Here is a 20,406-nt window from a genome sequence, read left to right as displayed (position 1 = left end):
CAACTGTCGCGATCAAAAAGAGCGCCGGTCGGGCGCTCTTTTTTTATGGGTAACGAAACGATGAAAGGGTTATTGATCGCTGATGACGATGGCAACCCGGCGGTTGGCGGCCCGGCCCTCTCTGGTCTTGTTATCCGCCAGCGGCATGGTCTCGCCACGGCCATGGATCTCCAGATTGGCTGGCTTCATGCCGACCGAGACCAGCACATCGGCCACCGACTGGGCCCGCTTCAGGGAGAGTTGCTGGTTGTAGCTGCTCTCGCCGGTATTATCGGTGTGGCCATCCACCCGCGCCTTGTCCAACCCTACGCCAAGCAGTGTTTTACCCAGTTTTTCAACGGATTGGCGAGTCTGGGGATTGAGCGCCCCCACGTTGTTGGCAAACAGCACCCGGTTGGCCAGATCCAGCGTCCACCCCTCATCGGTCAGATAAAAGCCCTGCTCCTTGAGCACGGCGATCTGCTCCGGGGTCAACCCCTTGGGCGCGCTCTGGCAACCGGCCAGCAGCGACAACATCAACCCCAGCAGGGTCACTTTCAACAGGTGGGTGATCTTCATGGTTTGCTCCTTGTTTATGTTGTTATTCTTGCCAGTCAGGCGATGGTTTGCTGTTCGCTGCGGCGCGCCCGTTTCGCCAGATACATGGCTGCATCGGCCTGATCACACAGCACGCTGGCACTCATGCCCGCCTGATAGACGGCGAAGCCGACACTCACCCCGGCCACCAGCTGACGACCGTCACGCAGCGCCACCGGTTCGCTCATCGCCTGCTGGATGCGGCCAATCACCTCTTCCACCTCATGCTGTCGCTGGAGTGGGCCAACCAGCACCGCAAACTCGTCACCACCGAGGCGAAAAACCAGATCATCCGGACGCAGCTGATGTTGTACCCGTCTTGAGAGCGCGATCAGCACATCGTCACCGGCGTTATGCCCCAGCGTGTCATTAATTTGCTTGAAGCGATCGCAGTCGAGATAGAGCAGCGCAAACCCCTCTTGCTCGCCGAGGGAGATGGCCTGCGCGAGCCGCGCTTCAAACAGGGCGCGATTGGGCAGTCCGGTGAGGGCATCGTGAGTCGCCTGATGGAGCAGGCTGGCATTTTCGCGGGCCTGCTGGGCCTGCCAGGCTTGCAGCTCGTCCAGCAGGGAGTTGAAGTCATCCCCCAGCTCGTTAATCTCGACGATATCGGCCGGTGGCGCCCGCATCCCCAGGGTGCGCTGTCGGCGTACCGAGTGGGCGACAAGTGCCAGTTTGCGCAGCGGTGCGGTGATGGAGACCTGCATCCGGTCAGCCACATAGAGTGCCACCATGGCGCTCAGCATCAGGCAAACCACCATCGCCAGCAGCGCCGAGAGCAAAAACAGCAACAGATATTCACCGTGGCCGCGCAGCTCGATGGTGGCGATCTGCTCACCACCCCGCAGCATGGGGAGCTTGACAGGCCCCGGCATCAGCAGTTGGGCCAGATAGTCTTCGAGCGTCACCAGCGGGTTGCTTCTGGGGCGCTCCCAACTGGCAAGCAGCTGACCGTTGGTCAGCACGATAGTGGCTTCGGCCACCTCTTCCTTGGCAACGATGCCACTGAGCGCCTCGCTCGCCGCCTCCTCATCGTGGAACACCACCGCCGCCTCGGCGCTGTAGCTGATGGCGCGGGCTACCAGCTCCAGATTGTGGTCGGCGTAAAAACGCACTACCAGCAGGGCCACCAGTGTAAAAAAGAGTCCCGCCACGCTGACGGCTGTGATGGCGGCCACCAGATGGGTTCGCCCCAGGCTCTGACGCAGGGTCAGACGGCGGGGAGCCGCGCTCACCTGTCGTCTCATGGGACCCCCTTGTCGGCATGGGCCAGCTTGAGCACGGCGGGATGCACCCGCACGCCGCTCAGGGCCAAGGCATCGAGGTTCACTTTAAACCGCACCCGCACGCTGTCCGGCGAGACCTGCAGGCAGAACACCGAGCTGGTGGAACAGTCGTGGTTGTATTCGCTGATGCTGAGCACTGGGTGCCCCTGCAGGCGGGCAAACAGCGCAATCCGGGTCGGCTCGTCGAGTACCCCCAGATAGAGCACATCGCAGTGATCGCTGATGGCCGGATCGCTCGCCTCGTAACGATGGACCTGCACGGTACGGCCATTGGCCTGACGATCGATGGTAAAGAGGGCGCCGGCATATTCGGTCGGCGCCGCCACACACATGCGCAGCACCGCAGGCTCGGTGGGCCAGCGGGTGTAACTCATGATATCGAGCACCAGCTCCCTGACCGCCGTCGCCCGGCTCTCCGCGGCCGTTTCCGCCAGCGCGCGGGGCAACAGCAGGCCAAACGCAACCAACAGGAGCGCCAGACGGGCAGTTAAACGGGGGGAAAAGAGTAACAGCATGATCGGGAGGTGGTCGCCTTGACAATACCGCTGCTATGGCATTGCGGTTCGGGTACATGACCCCAGATAGTAAGTTGGCTGACACTGGCCTGACAAGTCTCACCCCGCCATCAACTACAGAGTTCGTGTAAAGAAAACGGAGAGCCCGTCTGGTAACGGGCTCTCTGGTGGCAGGCAACAAGACGGAAATCACTTCTTGCTGATGCCGTATTCCCGCAGCTTGTTGGCGATGGCGGTATGCGACACGCCCAGGCGTTTGGCCAGCTGGCGCGTCGACGGGAAAGCGGGATAGAGCCGGGCCAGCAGCTGGCTCTCGAAGCGCTTCACCGCATCGTCGAGATTCCCCTCAAACCACTCGTCGATCAGCGGCATGGTATCGGCCGCCACCGGCAGGTCGATCTGCTCGGGCCCCAGTTCATCCCCTTCCAGCAGGGTCATGGCGCGGTAGAGACAGTTGCGCAGCTGACGCACGTTGCCCGGCCAGCGATAGGCGGTCAGGTAGTCGGCCATGTTGCGGGTAAAGCGCGGACGGGGTCGCTGCAACTCGCTGGCAAAGCGGGAGACAAACTGCTGGGCCAGCACCATGATGTCTGCCTTGCGCTCGCGCAGGGGGGGCAGCGCCAGACTGAGCACGTTGAGGCGATAGTAGAGATCCTCGCGGAAGGTTCCTTCGTGCACCAGATCCAGCAACTGCTTCTGGGTGGTGCAGATGAAACGCACGTTGACCTTCACCTCTTGCTCGTCACCGACCCGGCGGAACACCCCATCCTGCAGCACCCGTAAAAACTTGGTCTGCAGATGGGGAGACATGTCGCCGATCTCGTCCAGCATCAGGGTGCCGCCGCTCGCCAGCTCCAGCACGCCGCGCTTGCCCTCGGTGTTGTTGCCAAAGGCGCCGGGGGCATAACCAAACAGCTCGCTCTCGGCCACGTTATCGGGCATGGCGGCGCAGTTGAGGGCCATAAAGGGGTGGCTGGAGCGCAGGCTGGCCCCGTGACAGGCACGGGCCAGCAGCTCCTTGCCGGTACCGGTCTCACCGACAATCAGCAGCGGCGCGTCCTGCATCGCCAGTTTGCGCGCTTGCGACAGCACCTCTTTCATCTTGGGGCTCTCGGCCTGCAGATGCTCGAAGCCCCCCACTTCCACCGCATGAAGCGCGCTGAAGTGCAGGCCGACCCGACGGGCAGATTTGAGCACCACCACGGCCCCGGCCAGCGCCTGCTTGCCGCGAGCTTCTGCCACGAACAGCGGCATCAGATCTGCCAGATACTCTTCGCCATTGAAACTGAGCTTGCAGGTCTGCGGCTTGATCTCGCTCGCCTCCAGCCAGCGGGTGAAGGAGAAACCCTTGACCAGCGAACCGAGCGCCACGCCGCGTACCTCCTCCACCGGCAAGCCGAGGGTGGTGAGGGCAGACTGGTTGGCCTGGGTCACCTTGCCCTTGCTGTCGAGGGAGAAGACCAGATCCGGCAGCGCCTTGAGCAACGCCTCGATCTCGTGATGCTCTCGCTCGGAAGGCATGTAGGGGATGGTCTTGACGTCGTAGACGCCGGGAATGCGGCGGATCTCCGGCATCAGGTGCTGAAAATCACTGAACTCCAGCTCGGGAAAGTTGAGATAGATGATGCCTGAGGTATCGATTTCGATGCCGCGCAGATCGATATTGTGCTCCACCAGGCGGTCGAGCAGTTCCCGGGTCAGGCCCAGGCGGTCTTCACAGCTGACTTCAAGACGCATTCGGGACACACTTCCTAGCTAACTCTATGAATGAGCGGATAATACAGTCTCGATCCCCCCAGTGCGAGCGCCAGCCCATAAAAATGCGGGCCTGCCCCGCTTTCGCAGGCAGGCCCGGGTCAACCGATGACGCTGGTGTGGGGTGCGATTACCGGAGCAACTGATCGGTGCGCGCCGCCATGATGAAGTCGTTGCGGTGCAGCCCACCGATCTTGTGAGTCCACCAGCTGACGGTCACCTTCCCCCACTCGGTCAGGATGGCCGGATGATGGAACTCCGCTTCCGCCAGCTCCCCCAGGCGGTTGGTAAACGCCAACGCCTCCTTGAAGTTGCGAAACGTAAATTCCCGCCGCAGTTGCAGCGCCCCCTCCTCCACCAGTGGCTGCCAGTCGGGAATAAGCTGCATCAGCTCGCGCAGCTCCTCATCGCTCACCTTGGGGGCATCGGCGCGACACGCTTCACACTGCTGGCTGGCCAGTTCGGACATGGGTTACTCCTGCTTGAATTAATGAAAAATTAATGAAAATGAAATAGGGTTGTTTGCTTTTGGTCAGCTTGCCTGTTTGCCAGCGGGAACCTCAAAGCGCGGCGGATAGAGGCCAAGCCGACTGGCCTCGGCCAGAGCAGCCATGATCTCCTCCCCGGTCAGCTGGTAGAGATGATCGAGACTCGGCAGCACAAAATAGGTGGGCTGCATGATGTCGATGCGATAGGGGGTGCGCAGCACGGTCAGTAGATCGAAGGGTTGCAGCAGCGGTTTGCCACAGAGGGCATAGGCGGTCTCGCCGATGGAGGAGAGAATACCGCCGCCGTAGATACGCAGCCCGTCAGGCGTGGCCAGCAGGCCAAACTCCACGGTGAACCAGTAGAGCCGCGCCAGAAAGACCCGCTGCTCCTTGCTCGCCTGCTGCCCCAACTGACCGTAGAGGTGGGTAAAGTGAGCAAAGGCCGGATTGGTCAACATGGCGCAGTGGCCGAAGATCTCGTGAAAGATATCGGGCTCCTGCAGATAGTCGAGCTCGTCCCGGCGCCGGATAAAGGTGGCCACTGGAAACTGGCGATTGGCCAGCAGGGCGAAGAAGCGATCGAACGAGATAAGTGCAGGCACCGCCGCCACCGACCAGCCGGTCGCAGGCTGCAAGACGGCGTTGATCTCGGCCAGCTGGGGGATGCGATCACGGGGCAGCCCCAGCCTGTCGAGACCGGCCAGATACTCGTCACACCCCTTGCCAGCAAGAGCGGCGAACTGACGCTCGATCAAGATCTGCCAGGTACCATGCTCCTCGTTGCTGTAGTGGATCACCCCGTCAGCATCCGGCTGGTGGGCGGTGTAAAAGGTTGCCATAGTGGTTCCATCCTCTGGCGCCACATCAGGCGCCTTGCCGTTTCATCACGGTTTCACTGTAACGAAATGGCAACAAAAAAAGCAGCCGACCCATGAGTCGGCTGCCTGAAACAGTTGTAAATAAATTGTGACAACCCGCTAACCAATCCCCACTACAGCTTGACCATGATATGGCGCGGCACCGTGTAATCCTCCAGCGCATAGAGGGAGAGATCCTTGCCGTAGCCCGACATCTTCATGCCGCCGTGGGGCATCTCGGAGGTGAGCATGAAGTGGGTGTTGATCCAGGTGCAGCCATATTGCAGGTGGCTGGCCACATTGCTGGCGAGGCTCAGATCTTTGGTCCAGACCGACGAGGCGAGGCCATAGTCCGAGTCGTTGGCCCACTGCACCACCTGCTCGGCATCGTTGAAACGGGTCACCGACACCACGGGGCCAAACACCTCGCGGCGCACGATCTCATCCTCCTGCCGGGCCCCGACAATCAGAGTCGGCTCGAAGAAGAAGCCGTTGCCGGGGCGGATCTTGCCTCCCGCCGTCACCTCCACATGACCGCTGCTCTGAGCCCGCTCGACAAAGCTGGCGACCCGGTTGCGCTGTCTGTCCGAGATGAGCGGCCCCATCTCGACCCCCTCCTCGTACTGGCTACCTACCTTGATGGAGGCCACCGCATCGGTCATGGCGGCGACGAACTTGTCGTAGATCTTGCCCTGGGCATAGATACGGCAGGCGGCGGTGCAGTCCTGACCTGCGTTGTAGAAACCGAAGGTGCGAATGCCCGCCACCACCGCCTCCAGATCCGCATCGTCGAAAATGATGACCGGCGCCTTGCCTCCCAGCTCAAGGTGGGTGCGCTTCATGGTGCGGGCGGCGCTTTGCAGGATCTTCTGGCCGGTGGCGATATCGCCGGTGAGCGACACCATCCGCACCAGCGGGTGCTCCACCAGCGGCGCCCCCACACTCTCGCCCCGCCCGCAGATGACGTTGATGACGCCGCGGGGAAAGATCTCGCTGGCCAGTTCGGCAAGACGCAAGGCGGTAAGCGGGGTCTGCTCGGAGGGTTTGAGCACCACCGTATTGCCCGCCGCCAGCACCGGCGCCATCTTCCAGGCCGCCATCATCAGCGGGTAGTTCCAGGGGGCGATACTGCCCACAACACCTATGGGGTCGCGGCGGATCATGCTGGTGTGCCCCTCGAGATACTCCCCCGCCAGCGGCCCTTGCAGGCAGCGGGCAGCCCCGGCAAAGAAGCGGAAGCAGTCCACCACCGCAGGCAGCTCGTCATGGAGCACTGCCAGATAGGGTTTGCCGCAGTTGAGGGATTCCAGCGCCGCGAACTCCTCGGCGTGGCGTTCGACGAGATCCGCCAAACGCAGCAGCAGGTTGCTGCGGCTTGCCGGGGTGGTGCGGCTCCACTGGGCGAAGGCGCGCTGGGCACCGTTCACCGCCCGGTTCACCTGTTCGAACGAGGCTTCGGGTACGGCGGCGATCTGTTCGCCGTTAGCCGGGTTGAGAATGGGTTCGGCCTGCCCCTCGCCGGTCACAAACTGGCCATCAATCAAGAGTTGGGTAGAGAGTTTCATGGTTGCATCCTTGCGCACGCGTTGAGTCATCATTTGCCACTGCCAGCGACATCATGGGTGTCGCGAGTGAGGTAGTAGGCAAGCAAAATGGGGATAGTGGTGAAGGCCACTATGATGAGGGCCACCACGTTGGTGACCGGCCTGTCACGGGGACGGATCAGCTCCTGATACATCCAGATGGGCAGCGTGGTCTGCTGGCCCGCCGTAAAGGTGGTGACGATCACTTCGTCAAAACTCAGGGCAAAGGCCAGCATGCCCCCCGCCAGCAGCGCCGTGGCCAGATTGGGCAGGATCACGTAGCGCAGGGTCTGGAAGCCGTCGGCCCCGAGATCCATCGACGCCTCGATGAGGCTCTGGTTGGTGCGGCGAAAACGGGCCAGCGCATTGTTGTAGACCACCACCACACAGAAGGTGGCGTGGCCGATAACGATGGTCCAGAAGCTGAACGGGATCTCCATCAGGCCGTAGGCCGAGCGCAGCGCGATACCGGTGACAATACCGGGCAGCGCGATGGGCAGCACCAGCAAGAGCGACACCACCTCCTGACCGAAGAAGCGGCTGCGGGCAATGGCCCCTGCCGCCAAGGTGCCGAGGATCATGGCTGCCAGCGTCGCCAGCCCCGCGACCTCCAGTGACAGCTGGATGGCACGCCACACATCGGGACGATTGAGGGTCACCTCGAACCACTTGAGGGTGAGCCCGGGGGGCGGAAACTGGTAACTCTTGCTCTCGCTGGTGAAGGCGTAGAGGAAGATAAACAGAATGGGAAAGTGCAGGAACAAGAGTCCACCGATGGCGGCGTACTTGAGCAGGCCCGAAGGGCGCTCTCCCTGACGGCTCACTAAGCTAGCTGACATGACGGCCTCCTTGCTGCCGGTTCAAAGCGATAGAGTCAAAGCGCATCAAAGGCTCCTAACCGTTTCGCAATCGCCAGATAGATGGCGATGATAAGGATCGGCACCAGCGAGAAGGCGGCGGCAAAGGGCAGATTGCCCGCCGTTCCCTGCTGCATGTAGACCACCTGACCGATATACATGGTCGAGTTGCCGATGATGCCGGGGATGATGTAATCACCGAGGGTCAGCGAAAAGGTGAAGATGGAGCCCGCTACCACACCGGGCAACGCCAGCGGCAGGATCAGGTTGCGAAAGGTCTGGGCGGGTGTCGCCCCCAGATCGCTGCTCGCCTCCAGCAGGGATCGCGGAATACGCTCTACCGCCGCCTGAATGGGCAGGATCATGAAGGGCAGCCAGACATAGACGAACACGATAAAGGTGCCGAGCCGCGAGAAGGAGAGCGACGGGCCACCTATCACCGGCAGGGAGAGGATGGCATCGAGCAGCCACTCCAGTCCCATGCTGTCTGCCAGCCAGCTTACTACCCCCTCCTTGGCCAAGATCAGCTTCCAGGCGTAGACCCGCACCAGATAGCTGGACCAGAGCGGCAGCATGATCCCCACATAGAACAGCGCCCGGGTCTTGCCACTGGTGTAACGCGCCATGTAGTAGGCCACCGGAAAACCGAGCAGGGCGCAGGCCAGGGTCACCAGTAGCGACATGCCGACGGTGCGGCCGATCACATCCAGATTCTCCGGCCGTAGCAGGGCGACGAAGTTTTGCAGCCCCAGCTCGTGGCGCACCTGACCGCTGAACTCGTCCAGCCCGAACAGGGAGTTGGAGAGCAACATCAGCAAGGAGCCGACATAGATGATGCCGAGCCACAGCAGCGGCGGCCCCAGCAGGATCGCCAGCAGCAGGCCGGGCCGACCATAGAGCAGGGTCGAGAGGCGCCGCAGCGGCCTGAAACGGGCAGGTTCGGGCTGATGGTTCATGGCAAGACTCGCACTGTGAGGGGCACTCATGGCTGCGCCCCCTGATGGGCGCCGCTCAGGCGATGGATGGCCTGCTCCGGCCAGCTGAGGCTGACCCTGCTGCCACGGGCCAGACGGGCCTGCCCCTCATTGGGGTGATTGACGATGATCTCGAGCTGCTCCCCGAGATCAACCCGATAACGGACGAAGGGGCCCAGATACTCCACCTCGCGGATCTCCCCCGACCAGCCCGGCGCGCCCGCCTCACCGAGCCGGATCCGCTCCGGGCGCACCATCATCTGGCTGCCGTCGCCGCACAGCCGTCTGGCCTGCTCCCCTTCGAACAGATTGACGGTGCCGACGAAGCGGGCCACAAACGGCGTCGCCGGGGCGTCGTAGATGGCATCGGGGGCGGCAATCTGCTCGATCTTGCCCTGGCTGAAGATGCAGATCCGGTCGCTCATGGAGAGCGCCTCCTGCTGATCGTGGGTGACGAAGATAAAGGTGATGCCCAACTGGCGTTGCAACGCCTTGAGCTCAAGCTGCATCTGCTCGCGCAGTTTGAGATCGAGGGCCCCCAGCGGCTCATCCAGCAGCAGGATGCGTGGCTGGTTGATAAGGGCCCGGGCGATGGCGATGCGCTGGCGCTGGCCGCCGGAGAGCTGGCTTGGGCGGCGCTTGCCGACCCCGGGCAGCCGCACCAGCTCCAGCATCTCGTCCACCTTGCGGTAACGCTGTGCCTTGGCGACCCCCTTGAGCATCAGGCCATAGCCGATGTTGTCGCGCACATCCATGTTGGGAAACAGGGCATAGTCCTGAAACACGGTGTTGAGGTTGCGATCGTAGGGGGGCACGGTGGAGCAGGGCTCGCCGAACAGGCGGATCTCCCCGTCGCTCGGGTACTCGAAGCCCGCGATCATCCGCAGGCAAGTGGTCTTGCCGGAACCGCTCGGCCCCAGCAGGGTAAAGAATTCCCCGGAGGGGATCTGGAAAGAGATGTCATCGACCGCCTTCACCTCGCCATAGTGGCGGCTGACCCGGTCAAATTGTACGGCGTTCATGAGGCATCCTTGTCTGTGCTGGGATGGGCCGGACTCCTGTCCGGCCCGCTTGATTATCCGCTCTCGGCAGTCGTGCAGAGGAGGCGCAGCGCCCCTGCCGTTGGCAAGGTGACAGCGGTTCCGACCACCTTGCTCACCCCGCCTTAGCGGCCGCCCAGAATGGCGATATAGTCGGAAACCCAGCGGTAATAGGGCACGCAAGTTCCCTGGCTCTTGCACTGGGAAACCGGAGTGCGCCAGAAGCGAACCCGATCGAAGTTGTCGATACCGTTGGTTTTGCACCCGGTCGGGCCCAGCAGGGCATTGCCCTCACAGGCGGCAGGTACCACAGGCACCGAGCCAAACCAGGCGGCGAGATCCCCCTGCAACTTGTTGTTCAGGGAGTGCTCCAGCCACTTGTAAGCGCAGGTGAGGTTCTTGGCATCGCTATGCACCATGCTGGTATCGGCCCAACCGGTGACCCCCTCTTTCGGCACAGTGGTGGCGATGGGCTGCTTGTCGGCGATCAGGGCGTTGGCCTGGAACGGCCAGGAGCCTGACGCAACCACTCCTTCATTCTTGAAGTCATCGATCTGGACGAAGGCATCATGCCAGTAGCGTCCCACCAGTTGGCGCTGCTTGCGCAGCAGATCGAGGGAGGCCTTGTACTGATCCTCGTTCAGCTCGTAAGGATCCTTGATGCCCAGGGCAGGCTGATGGGTCATCAGATAGAGGGCGGCATCGGCGATGTGGATCGGGCCGTCAAAGGCCTGCACCCGCCCCTTGTTGGACTTGCCATCCGCCAGGGTCTGTTCCTCGAATACCACGTTCCAGGAGTCCGGTGCCTTGGGGAACACCTTGGTGTTGTACATCAGGATATTGCCGCCCCACTGGTAGGGCACGCCGTAGTGCTTGCCATCCACAGTGTGCCAGGGGGCATTTTGCAGCCGGGGATCAATCTTGCTGTAGCTCGGGATGAGTGCCAGATTGAGCGCCTGCACCTTGCCACCGGCAATCAGACGCAGACTGGCATCGCCGGAGGCGGTCACCAGATCGAAGCCCCCCTCGTTCATCAAGGCCACCATCTCGTCCGAGGTGGCCGCCGTCTTGACGCTCACCTTGCAGCCGGTCTCTTTCTCGAATCCGGTCACCCAGTCGTAGTTCTTGTCGGTCTCGCCACGTTCGACGTAGCCAGCCCAGGCCACGATATTGAGCTGGCCTTCACCCTTGCCGAGCTCGGTCGGGGCAGCCTGGGTCTGGCCTGCCAGCAGCGCCGGCACAAGAGCCAGCATCAGAGGGGTCAATTTCATCATGCACTCCTTGCATTGTGTTGACTTGCATCAGGTGAAGGAACGCCGCCATGGGCGTTAACATCCTGTTAACCAGCAATGAGCTTAGGGGAGTGGCAATACGATGAATATTTCAATTTTTGATGGCTCAGGTATCAGCTAAATCGATATCGAGTGCAGATGAATCTGATTTTTGGTGGCTACCCCGCAAGAGATGGCTAGCGAGGGAGCGCCTGACGGGCCCGCAACCGGCTCTGATCCCGCGCAATATCGATAAATTCCCGCGCCGTCCAATCCAGCCGAGAACCACGGCGCCACACCAGCCCGATATCGATGGCGGGAATGGGCTCCTTGATGGCGCGCGCCTCGACCCGCTCCTGCTCCAGCGACCAGGGGCGATAGGCAAAATCGGGCAACAAGGCGACCCCGAGCTGGCTCGCCACCAGACTGCGCACTGCCTCCACCGACGCGGTGCGCAGCACGATACGGGGGGAGATGCCGTAGCGGCGCAGGCCGCCACCGATGATCTGATCGAGCTGATCGGCGGTCAGCGAGATCATCGGCTCCTCCCCCAGCGCGGTGAGCGAGAGGGTCGACTCGGCGCAGAGCGGGTGGTTGGCGGCCAGCCAGAGCCGCAGCGGCGAACGGGTCAGCAACTCGGTATCAAACGCCTCTTGCCGGATGGTGCGGTTGGTCATCAGGATCCCCACATCCACCTCGCCGTTGACGATCTGGTGCTCCAGAAAAGGCTGTTCATCCTCCTTCACCTCGATCTGTACCGCCGGAAAGGCGCGGCGAAAACGGCCGAGCGCCTCTGAGAGGTAGTAACCCGCCACCAAGGTGGTCACACCGATAGTGAGCCGTCCCTGATCCTGCTGGGCTACTGCTTTGAGGGAGTGGCTCGCCTCGGTCATGGCGCCGAGAATACGGCGGGCGTGGAGCAAAAACTGGTGGCCCTGAGTGGTGAGGGTGACGCCGCGCGGATTGCGCTCGAATAGCGGGGCGCCGAGCTCGGTCTCCAGCTCGCGAATGGCGCTGGTCACCGCCGACTGGGAGATATGCAGCTCGGCGGCGGCGCGACTCACTGAGAAGCTGTCGGCCACGGCCACAAAATAACGGATCTGGCGAAAGGTAAAGTTCATCGGGCATCCTTGCCGATTGGTAATATTGGTGTGATTGGTAAGATTGACTGCCAGCTTAACCGTAAACGGGCGCCTCGCCAAAACCGGGCACTGCTGCCAACTCAATGATCTGCCGATTAAAACCATGCCCCTGCGGCTTGGCGAGCACAACAGGGGCATGGGTCATCGCAGCAAGGTGCAGACAGGGCTATCAGGATTTGTTGAGATACCCCGCCAGCTGGCCGATCAGCCGCTTGCGCAGCTCGCCGAGTTTGGGTTTTTCGTCCGCACACCAGGGCAGCGGGCGGCACGCTTCGATGGTGCGCAGGCCAAGGCGAGCGGTGAGCAGCCCGGCCCCCACCCCTTGCGCCGCGCGGGCAGAGAGCTTGGCGGCAAACTCGGCGCCCAGCAAATCCATCCCCACCTCGGTCACCAGCTCGGTGGCACCGGCGTAGAGCATGTTGCGAAACACCTGACGGATGAGGCGTATGCGGCTCCAGTAGCCAAGTTCGATGGCGTAGACATCGGCGATATCTTCGATCATCCGCAGGTTGCGCCACAACATCAGCATCATGTCGACGGTGGCGAGCGGGCTGAGCGCCACCAGCACGGCGGCCTCCCCCGACCATTTGGCCACCCGCGCCTGCGCCAGCTTGTCGCGCTCGCCGAGTACCAGCTGGCTATAGAGGGTCAGCACCTCCCGATCGCTGTGGCTCTCATCAAGCTGGGCCAACCAGGTTTGATACCCCTCGCGCCCCTTGTCGCCACTTTTGACCGCCAACCCTTCGCAAAAAGCCTGCCCCTGCCCGACTCCCTGATGAGCAAGCAGATCTTCTGCGCGCGAGCGTACATCCTGACGCCGCTTGAGAGTGCGCAGCCGCAGCCACTCGCGCCCCACCACGCTGGTGGTCCCCGCAGCGACCAGCGCCGAGGCCGCCAGCCAAGCGCAGCCCCAGAGCGGGGTGGTGAGGAATTGATCGTAAAGAAAGGCGCCATACTGGCCCAACGAGAGCAGACCGACTGCCCCCAGCCCCCACGCCAGCAGCCGATGACGGCGACGCGGTTTGCTGACGAGGGCGCTCTCCACCTCGGTGAACTCGTCCAGCTCGTCGAGGCGCTCGAAACTCGCCTCCTCCAGCCGCTGGGCCGGTGCTGGCGGTCGCTCGTCACTGGCCACCGTCAAGGCTGGCTCAAGGATCACCTTGCCCTGCAGCGGTGGCCGCTCTTTTATCTGATCGTTCATCGCCTTGTTCTCCTGAAAACAGTCTCCTGCGGGCGGCGCAGGAAACAACCCCTGCCGCACACCGTTATTCGAGGTGATCCCCGAGCAGAAACTCCAGCGCCGCATCGAGCCGAATATGGGGCAGCGCCTGATGGGGGCTCATGGGCATGGGGCGAAACGCCTGAAAATCAAAGCCTTGACTGTTCCACCACTGCGCAGGCGGAATATGGGGCGGCACCTCCCCGGGGAAGAGCAGCAGCGGCTCACCGCTCAGACTGGTGCCACGGATGGCGGGGAACTCGCGGCCATTGGCCACCCCCTTGCCCACCTCGGTCGCCTTGATGGCGGCGAGCGCCAGACACTCGGTGGTGATCCCCTCGAAACGGGCCTGACCGCGGCCGCTGCGTACCAGATGCTGCAGCAGGGAGACCATGGGCGCATGCTGTTCGGGGGTGACGTGATCGGCCTTGCTCGCCACAAACAGCAGCTTGTCGATACGGGGCGAAAAGAGTCGCCGCCACCAGTTGCTCTTGCCGTAGGCAAAGCTCTCCATGATGCGGGCGATGGCCTGCTGCATGTCGCCAAAGCTGGCCGCCCCGGCGTTGAGGGGCTGCAGGCAATCCACCAGCACGATCTGGCGATCAAAACCGGCAAAGTGCTGCTCGTAGAAGCCCTGCACCAGATGCTGTTTGTACTGCTCGAAGCGCTGCTTGAGAGTGGCGTAAAGAGTGCCATCGGCGGGCTCGCCGACAGGCATCTCCCACACCCAGGGGACAAATTGCAGCATGGGGGCACCGGCATACTCCCCCGGCAACACGAAGCGACCGGGTTGAATAAGGTGCAATCCCAGCTCCTGTTTGCAGGCATACAGATAGGCGGTGTAGCGCTCGGCCAGCTCAGCCACCGGCCGCTCTTCGAAGCGCTGCTCTGCCTGCCACCCGGGGGTCAGCCAGCTGGCGGCGAGCGCTTGCAGCTCGGGGCGACGAAGCTGCTCGCGCACCTGTTCGCTCCACTGCTCGTAGCTCATCTCCAGCAGCGGCAAGTCGAGCAGCCACTCCCCGGGGTAGTCCACCAGATCCACGTAGAGGGTGGAGATCTCCCCCAGATGCTTGCGCAGGGGGTGACGGGTGCGATAGCGGATTTCGAGGCGCACTTCGGCCACGCCTCGGGTGGGCTCGGGCCAGGCAGGTGGATCGCCAAACAGGGAGTCGAGGCCACGCTCGTAGGCAAAGGTGGGGATGTGGGCATTGAGCTGCGGCACCCGGCGGGCACCGAGGATGCGCCCCTGACGCAGGGCATCCCACAACGGCAAACGGCCGTCGATGGCCGCGTGTTCCAGCTGGTTGACCAGCGCCGTGATAAAGGCGGTTTTGCCGCTGCGAGAGAGGCCGGTCACCGCCAGCCGGATATGGCGATCCCGCACCCGGTTCACCACGTCGTTCGCCTTGCTCTGCAGGCGAGTCAACTTCTGTTCCAGTTTATTGAGTATCAAGGCTTGACCCGTTCTCCCTTGGTGGTTGCATCCGGCGTGATTGGCCGTGCGAGAGGTCGACCGCTTATCCACGTCTGGATAGTTGTCGTCGATGGTGGATCATCACAGAAGATTCCACCATCGACATTGAGTGCTTGAGCAAGCACTACAGCTTGCGAAACTCCCGCTGCAGGGTGAACTCCCTGGAGGTCACCAGCTTCTCGATCCGCTGAACTCTGGGCTCCAGCGCGTCAAGTTCCTGCGCGATGCGGCCCAGCGCCTGATGAGGGGTGATCCCCGCCTGCCAGCTGCGCGCTTTCATCCGCACCTCGGCAAAGTCGGCATCCTCTTGCGAATAGAGGGTGACCGGCTTTTTGTCGAGCAGGAACCAGGCGGCGATATAGGCGGTGAAAGTAATGAAACCGGCGAAGATAAGGCCACTGATGGCAAGCAGCCGCACGATCCAGGTCTCCACCCCGAAATACTCAGCCAAACCGGCACAGATCCCGGCTATCTTGCCACGCTGGGGATCACGATAGAGGTTACGCCCTTCACGACTGACACTGCTCATACCTTGTTCCTCCAACCGGGTACTTCCGCATCCAGAATTGATTCCAGCGCTCCCACTCGCTCCTGCATCTTCTCGGTGCGAGCCAGCAGCCCTTGCAGCTGTTCCCGCTCGCTATCGGCAAGACCGGCGCCAATCCGCCCCTTGGCACGATAGTGCAGCACCAGCCAGATGGGGGCTACCACCACCATGAAGACCACCATGGGAACCATCAATACGCCCAGCAGATCTTCCATCTGTTACTCCCCCTGTTTGCCTTCGCTTTTGCTGTCGCCTTGGCTCAGCTTCTGGCGCATCGCTTCCAGCTCGCGGCTTATCTGATCGTCCACTTCCAGCTCGGCAAACTGCTGCGCCAGCGCCTTGTCGGACTGACCCAGATCGGCGCGAGCCTCCATCTCGTCGATGCGACGCTCCATCCGCTCGAACTTGCTCACCACCGCCTGACTGTCACCACGGGCAACCTGGCTCTGCACGTTGAGACGGCTGCTGGCTGCTTCGCTGCGAATGGCCATTGCTTTCTGGCGGGCACGGGCATCTTCCAGCTTGGCTTCGAGCTGGCGGATCTCCTCACCCAGCTTCTCGATGCCGCTGTCGACCGCCTGCTGCTCGCGGTAGAGGGTCTCTGACAACTCGCTCTGTTTCTTCTTCTCGATAAGGGCGGCGCGGGCCAGATCTTCACGCCCCTTGGTCAGGGCCAGCTCGGCCTTGGCCTGCCACTCGTCGACCCGCTCCTGATGGCGGGCGACCTGACGGCCAATCTCTTTCTGGCTGGCGAGGAAGCGGGCCAGATTGGAACGTTCCTTGACCAGCTCGTCCTCCATCTCCTGGATGATCAGGCGCACCATCTTCTGGGGATCTTCTGCCTTGTCGAGCAGGGCCGTCAGGTTGGAATTGATGATGTCGGCCAGACGGGAAAAAATACTCATGATTGCACTCCTGTTATTGGCATGGCGTTGTTTCTCCATTGACAATGGCAACTTGTGTGCCAATCTGGAACAAAATTTAACTTGTTGATTTATATGGGGCAGAATAGCCGGATTGCAAGATGCCTCGCGCAAGAGATGATTAAAATCACCAACTTTTGGTAAGATTGACCAGCTTTTACAACTGACAGGGATCACTATGACCACGGCCACGGAAAGCCTGCTGGGGGAATCCAACGCATTTCTCGAGATCATTGAGCAGGCCTCACGGCTCGCCCCGCTGCGCAAACCCGTGCTGATCATCGGTGAGCGGGGGACGGGCAAGGAGCTGATCGCCCACCGCCTACATTATCTCTCGGCGCGCTGGGATCAAAGCTTTGTCACCATCAACTGCGCCACCCTGAGCGAGAGCCTGCTGGAGACCGAGCTGTTCGGTCACGAAGCGGGATCGTTTACCGGCGCGGCCAAGCGCCATCAGGGCCGCTTCGAGCGGGCCGATGGCGGCACCCTGTTCCTCGACGAGCTGGCCACCACCAGCGCCCGAGTGCAGGAGAAGCTGCTGCGGGTCATCGAGTATGGCGAGTTCGAGCGAGTGGGTGGGGCCAAGCCCCTCAAGGTGGATGTGCGACTGGTCTGTGCCACCAACGAGGATCTCCCTGCGCTGGCCGACAAGGGGCAGTTTCGCCACGATCTGCTCGACCGGCTCGCGTTTGATGTGATCACCCTCCCCCCCTTGCGGGAGCGGCGGGAAGATATCCTGATGCTGGCGGAGCACTTCGCCCACAGCATGACCCGGGAGCTGGGCTATCCGCTGTTTGCCGGTTTCTCGCGCAAGGCGACCCAGTTGCTGCTGGATTACCACTGGCCGGGCAATGTGAGAGAGCTGAAGAACGTGGTGGAGCGAAGTATCTATCGTCAGGGTAATCCCCAGCTGCCGCTCTCGACCCTGGTGCTCAACCCGTTTGATTCCCCCTGGCGACCACAGGTCACGCAACCTGCGCAAGAGGCCCGAAGCGAGGTACAATCTGCATCCCCCCTCGCCTTGCCGCTCGATCTCAAGCAGGCGGTGGCGGAGTACGAGATTAATTTACTCAAGCAAGCGATGCAGCAATCCCAGTATAATCAGCGCAAAGCCGCTCAACTGCTGGCCTTAAGCTATCACCAGTTCCGTGGCATGCTACGCAAATATCAGCTGCTGGATGGCGATAACGATGCAGAACAAGAGTGAAGGAGTGCGGTTGATGCCGACTCCAGCAACACGCCAGCCTTCGCGCTGGCACATTTGTATCAAAACGTGCGTACAAAACCCCTATAAGAACATGGTTCAACAATGAGAATGCTCACACCCTTGCTGCTGGGTATGCTGGTACTGGTCACCGGCTGCCAGAAGCAACCCGAGGCCTCCAAAACCGGACTCATCTATTGTGCTGAGGGATCCCCCCTCTCCTTCAATCCCCATGTTTCCAACTCCGGGGTGACACTGGATGCCAGTGCCCGTCCGCTCTACGACCGCCTGCTGGAGGTGAACCCCAACACCCTGGCGCTGGAACCGGCGCTCGCCACCAACTGGCATGTCAGCGAGGATGGCCTCACCTATACCCTGACCCTGCGCAAGGGGGTGACGTTTCACCATACCCCCTGGTTCAAGCCCACCCGCACTTTCAATGCCGATGACGTGGTCTTTACCTATGCCCGCCAGCTGGACGAGCAGCACCCCTATCACAATGTCTCCGGCGGCGATTACCCCTACTTCTACAGCCTGGGGCAAGATCTGCTGATCAAGCGGGTGAGCAAGAAGGGGCCGCAGACGGTGGTATTCGAGCTGAATCAGCCGAACGCCTCCTTCCTCGCCACTCTGGCCAGCGACTATGCGGTGATCCTCTCCGCCGAATACGCCGAGCAGATGTTGCAGGCGGGCACCCCAGCCCTGCTCGATAGCCGCCCCATCGGCACCGGACCGTTCAGCTTCAAGGAGTATCGCCACAACGAGTTCATTCGCTATCTGCGCCATCCCGGCTACTGGGGCGGTGATGCCAAGATTGAACAGCTGGTCTACGACATTACCCCCAAATCCGCCAAACGGCTGGCCAAGCTGCTGACCGGCGAGTGCGACGTGATGAGCACCCCTTCCGCCAGTCAGCTCTCGGTGATCAAGCAAAATCCGGCGCTGAGCCTCTCGGTCCAGTCGGGGATGAACGTCGCCTTTTTGGCCCTCAATACCCGCAAGCCGCCATTCAACAACGTCAAGGTGCGGCAGGCCATTGCTAGCGCCATCAATATCGACAACCTGCTGCAGGCTGTCTATTTCGATACCGGCCTGCCCGCCAACAGCCTGTTGCCGACCCTCTCATGGGGGTACAACCCCAGCCTGCCCGAGCGCAAACCCGACCTGAAACGGGCGCGCCAGCTGCTCAAGGAGGCGGGACTGGAGAAAGGGTTCGAGATGCAGGTACTGGTACAGCCGGACGCCCGCCCCTACAACCCGGATGCGGTCAAGACCGCCCAGCTGATCCGCAGCGATCTGGCCAAGGTCGGGATCAAGCTCAAGATCGTGCAACGGGAGTGGCCGGTGATCGAAGGCCGCCTCACCAAGGGGCAGTACGACAGTCTGCTCTCCGGCTGGATTGCTGACAACGCCGATCCGGACAACTTCTTCCGTCAGCTGCTGAGCTGCTCGGCAGTGGAGCGCGGCAACAACTACAGCCGCTGGTGTAGTCCGGCCTTCGATCAGTTGCTGGATGATGCGGTCACCACGCCCCAGCTCTCGTTCCGGCTGCGCAACTACTACTATGCCCAGACCCTGCTTAACGAACAGCTGCCGCTGATCCCGCTGGCACACGCCTTGCGTACCCAGGTCAGCCGCAGCGACATCGAGGGGCTGACGCTGATGCCCTTTGGCGGCACCTCCTTCAACCAGGCTCACAGGGAGTAAGCATGCTTCTATACACCTTGCGCCGCATCAACCTGCTGCTTATCACTCTGCTGGCGCTGACCTTTGTCGCCTATCTGCTGGACTATCGGCTGATCGGCAATCAGCTCAGCTTCTGGAGCGGCTATCCCGACTTCCTGCGCCGCATTTTCGCAGGTGACCTGGGGCTCTCCAGCGTCTCCGGGCTACCGGTGCTGGACGAGATCCGCCACTACTTCCCGGCGACCCTGATCCTCTGTCTGGCGGCGTTCGCCATCTCGCTGCTGGTGGGCATTCCTCTCGGCACCCTGGCGGCCCTGTCACAGGGCAAGACGCTGGATCTATCCATCATGACTGCCGGTCTTATCGGCTATGCGGTGCCGGTGTTCTGGCTGGCGCTGCTGGTGGTAATGCTCTTTTCGCTGGATCTCGGCTGGTTGCCAGCCTCCGGGCAGATCAGCCTGCTCTACGACGTCCCCCCCATCACGGGCATCGCGGTGATCGATGTGCTGCTCAGCAACGAACCCTGGCGGCAAGCGGCGCTGCACGATGCCCTGCGCCACCTCATTCTCCCGTCACTGGTGCTGGCGGTGGTGCCCACCACCGAGGTGATCCGCCATGTGCGCAGCTCCCTCATCGACGTGATGAAGCAGAACTACATCAAGGCGGCGGCGAGCCGGGGCCTTTCCAAGGCGCAGATCGTCTGGCGCCATGGTCTGAAGAACGCCCTGCCGCCGGTACTGCCGCTGCTGGGTCTGCAACTGGGTAGCGTGCTCACCTCCGCCATGATCACCGAGGTGGTGTTCGAGTGGCACGGGATCGGCCGCTGGCTTATCAGCAGCATCGCCCTGCAGGATTACGCCGCCATTCGCGGCGCGACCCTGGTAGTGGCCAGTTTCGTGATCCTGACCAGCGTCAGCACCGAGTTGCTGACCACCCTTATCTATCCGGCACGGCGCAAAGAGCTCTATGCCAAACAAGATTGAACGCGCTCATGGCGTGACCAGGAGCC

20 protein-coding genes are annotated in these 20,406 nt (G+C 62.0%); 3 read left to right on the top strand and 17 right to left on the bottom strand.

The window, feature by feature from the left end; all coding sequences use genetic code 11:
• Positions 1-69: 69 nt before the first annotated feature.
• The 17 genes from AB5Z09_RS13390 to pspA all read right to left on the bottom strand — a co-directional run bounded on the left by AB5Z09_RS13390 (position 70) and on the right by pspA (position 16,489).
• The gene (locus AB5Z09_RS13390) at positions 70-558 is read right to left on the bottom strand and encodes an OmpA family protein (protein ID WP_005333642.1); all 489 of its coding nucleotides are present in this window, start codon (positions 556-558) and stop codon (positions 70-72) included.
• A gap of 35 nt (positions 559-593) precedes the next feature.
• Positions 594-1,823, bottom strand: a complete 1,230-nt coding sequence (locus AB5Z09_RS13385) for a diguanylate cyclase (protein WP_167569893.1) — start codon at positions 1,821-1,823, stop codon at positions 594-596.
• Positions 1,820-2,377 carry a YfiR family protein gene (locus AB5Z09_RS13380; protein WP_368195482.1) on the bottom strand — a complete coding sequence of 186 codons (558 nt, stop codon included), beginning with the start codon at positions 2,375-2,377 and terminating at the stop codon, positions 1,820-1,822. Before AB5Z09_RS13380 ends, AB5Z09_RS13385 begins: the two co-directional genes overlap by 4 nt.
• A 189-nt stretch (positions 2,378-2,566) precedes the next feature.
• Entirely contained in the window at positions 2,567-4,114 is a 1,548-nt protein-coding gene (gene tyrR, locus AB5Z09_RS13375) for a transcriptional regulator TyrR (protein WP_005333656.1), read from the bottom strand.
• Positions 4,115-4,262: 148 nt separating this feature from the next.
• Positions 4,263-4,601, bottom strand: coding sequence for a 4a-hydroxytetrahydrobiopterin dehydratase (locus AB5Z09_RS13370; RefSeq protein WP_042052889.1), 339 nt, complete (start codon positions 4,599-4,601; stop codon positions 4,263-4,265).
• Between the two features lie 63 nt (positions 4,602-4,664).
• On the bottom strand, positions 4,665-5,459 hold the full coding sequence (gene phhA, locus AB5Z09_RS13365; protein WP_368195481.1) for a phenylalanine 4-monooxygenase: 795 nt from the start codon (positions 5,457-5,459) through the stop codon (positions 4,665-4,667).
• A 152-nt stretch (positions 5,460-5,611) separates the two neighbouring features.
• Positions 5,612-7,042 carry a gamma-aminobutyraldehyde dehydrogenase gene (locus AB5Z09_RS13360; RefSeq protein ID WP_368195480.1) on the bottom strand — a complete coding sequence of 477 codons (1,431 nt, stop codon included), beginning with the start codon at positions 7,040-7,042 and terminating at the stop codon, positions 5,612-5,614.
• Positions 7,043-7,071: 29 nt separating this feature from the next.
• Positions 7,072-7,899, bottom strand: coding sequence for an ABC transporter permease (locus tag AB5Z09_RS13355; RefSeq protein WP_058056951.1), 828 nt, complete (start codon positions 7,897-7,899; stop codon positions 7,072-7,074).
• 35 nt (positions 7,900-7,934) lie between these two features.
• Positions 7,935-8,903: an ABC transporter permease gene (locus tag AB5Z09_RS13350; RefSeq protein ID WP_005346227.1), complete on the bottom strand. Its 969-nt coding sequence runs from the start codon at positions 8,901-8,903 to the stop codon at positions 7,935-7,937.
• Positions 8,900-9,913 (bottom strand): ABC transporter ATP-binding protein, encoded by a 1,014-nt coding sequence (locus AB5Z09_RS13345; protein ID WP_368195479.1) that lies wholly within the window; start codon positions 9,911-9,913, stop codon positions 8,900-8,902. The genes AB5Z09_RS13350 and AB5Z09_RS13345 overlap by 4 nt, the downstream gene beginning before the upstream one ends.
• A 143-nt stretch (positions 9,914-10,056) precedes the next feature.
• Positions 10,057-11,202 carry an ABC transporter substrate-binding protein gene (locus AB5Z09_RS13340; RefSeq protein ID WP_335865069.1) on the bottom strand — a complete coding sequence of 382 codons (1,146 nt, stop codon included), beginning with the start codon at positions 11,200-11,202 and terminating at the stop codon, positions 10,057-10,059.
• A gap of 197 nt (positions 11,203-11,399) precedes the next feature.
• Positions 11,400-12,323 (bottom strand): LysR family transcriptional regulator, encoded by a 924-nt coding sequence (locus AB5Z09_RS13335; protein ID WP_005361174.1) that lies wholly within the window; start codon positions 12,321-12,323, stop codon positions 11,400-11,402.
• 190 nt (positions 12,324-12,513) lie between these two features.
• Positions 12,514-13,545, bottom strand: a complete 1,032-nt coding sequence (locus AB5Z09_RS13330) for a YcjF family protein (RefSeq protein ID WP_368195478.1) — start codon at positions 13,543-13,545, stop codon at positions 12,514-12,516.
• 64 nt (positions 13,546-13,609) lie between these two features.
• Positions 13,610-15,016, bottom strand: coding sequence for a YcjX family protein (locus AB5Z09_RS13325; RefSeq protein WP_368195477.1), 1,407 nt, complete (start codon positions 15,014-15,016; stop codon positions 13,610-13,612).
• 145 nt (positions 15,017-15,161) lie between these two features.
• On the bottom strand, positions 15,162-15,566 hold the full coding sequence (gene pspC / locus AB5Z09_RS13320; RefSeq protein ID WP_005333670.1) for an envelope stress response membrane protein PspC: 405 nt from the start codon (positions 15,564-15,566) through the stop codon (positions 15,162-15,164).
• Positions 15,563-15,799 (bottom strand): envelope stress response membrane protein PspB, encoded by a 237-nt coding sequence (pspB, locus tag AB5Z09_RS13315; protein WP_005333672.1) that lies wholly within the window; start codon positions 15,797-15,799, stop codon positions 15,563-15,565. The genes pspC and pspB overlap by 4 nt, the downstream gene beginning before the upstream one ends.
• A 3-nt stretch (positions 15,800-15,802) precedes the next feature.
• The gene (gene pspA / locus AB5Z09_RS13310) at positions 15,803-16,489 is read right to left on the bottom strand and encodes a phage shock protein PspA (protein ID WP_368195476.1); all 687 of its coding nucleotides are present in this window, start codon (positions 16,487-16,489) and stop codon (positions 15,803-15,805) included.
• Between the two features lie 196 nt (positions 16,490-16,685).
• Here pspA and pspF point away from each other — a divergent pair, with 196 nt between their 5' ends.
• The 3 genes from pspF (at position 16,686) to AB5Z09_RS13295 (ending at position 20,380) form a co-directional block, all read left to right on the top strand.
• Positions 16,686-17,714, top strand: coding sequence for a phage shock protein operon transcriptional activator (gene pspF / locus AB5Z09_RS13305; protein WP_005333674.1), 1,029 nt, complete (start codon positions 16,686-16,688; stop codon positions 17,712-17,714).
• 108 nt (positions 17,715-17,822) lie between these two features.
• A complete protein-coding gene (gene sapA / locus AB5Z09_RS13300; protein ID WP_040069341.1) occupies positions 17,823-19,418 on the top strand; it encodes an ABC transporter substrate-binding protein SapA in 1,596 nt (531 codons plus the stop codon).
• Positions 19,419-19,420: 2 nt separating this feature from the next.
• A complete protein-coding gene (locus AB5Z09_RS13295; RefSeq protein WP_021231386.1) occupies positions 19,421-20,380 on the top strand; it encodes an ABC transporter permease subunit in 960 nt (319 codons plus the stop codon).
• Positions 20,381-20,406: the final 26 nt, after the last annotated feature.

Source organism: Aeromonas sp. R2-2 (assembly GCF_040908355.1).
Taxonomy (GTDB): Bacteria; Pseudomonadota; Gammaproteobacteria; order Enterobacterales; family Aeromonadaceae; genus Aeromonas; species Aeromonas veronii.
The sequence above is the reverse complement of the archived record's forward strand: the minus strand, read 5'-3'. Positions and strand labels throughout refer to the sequence as shown.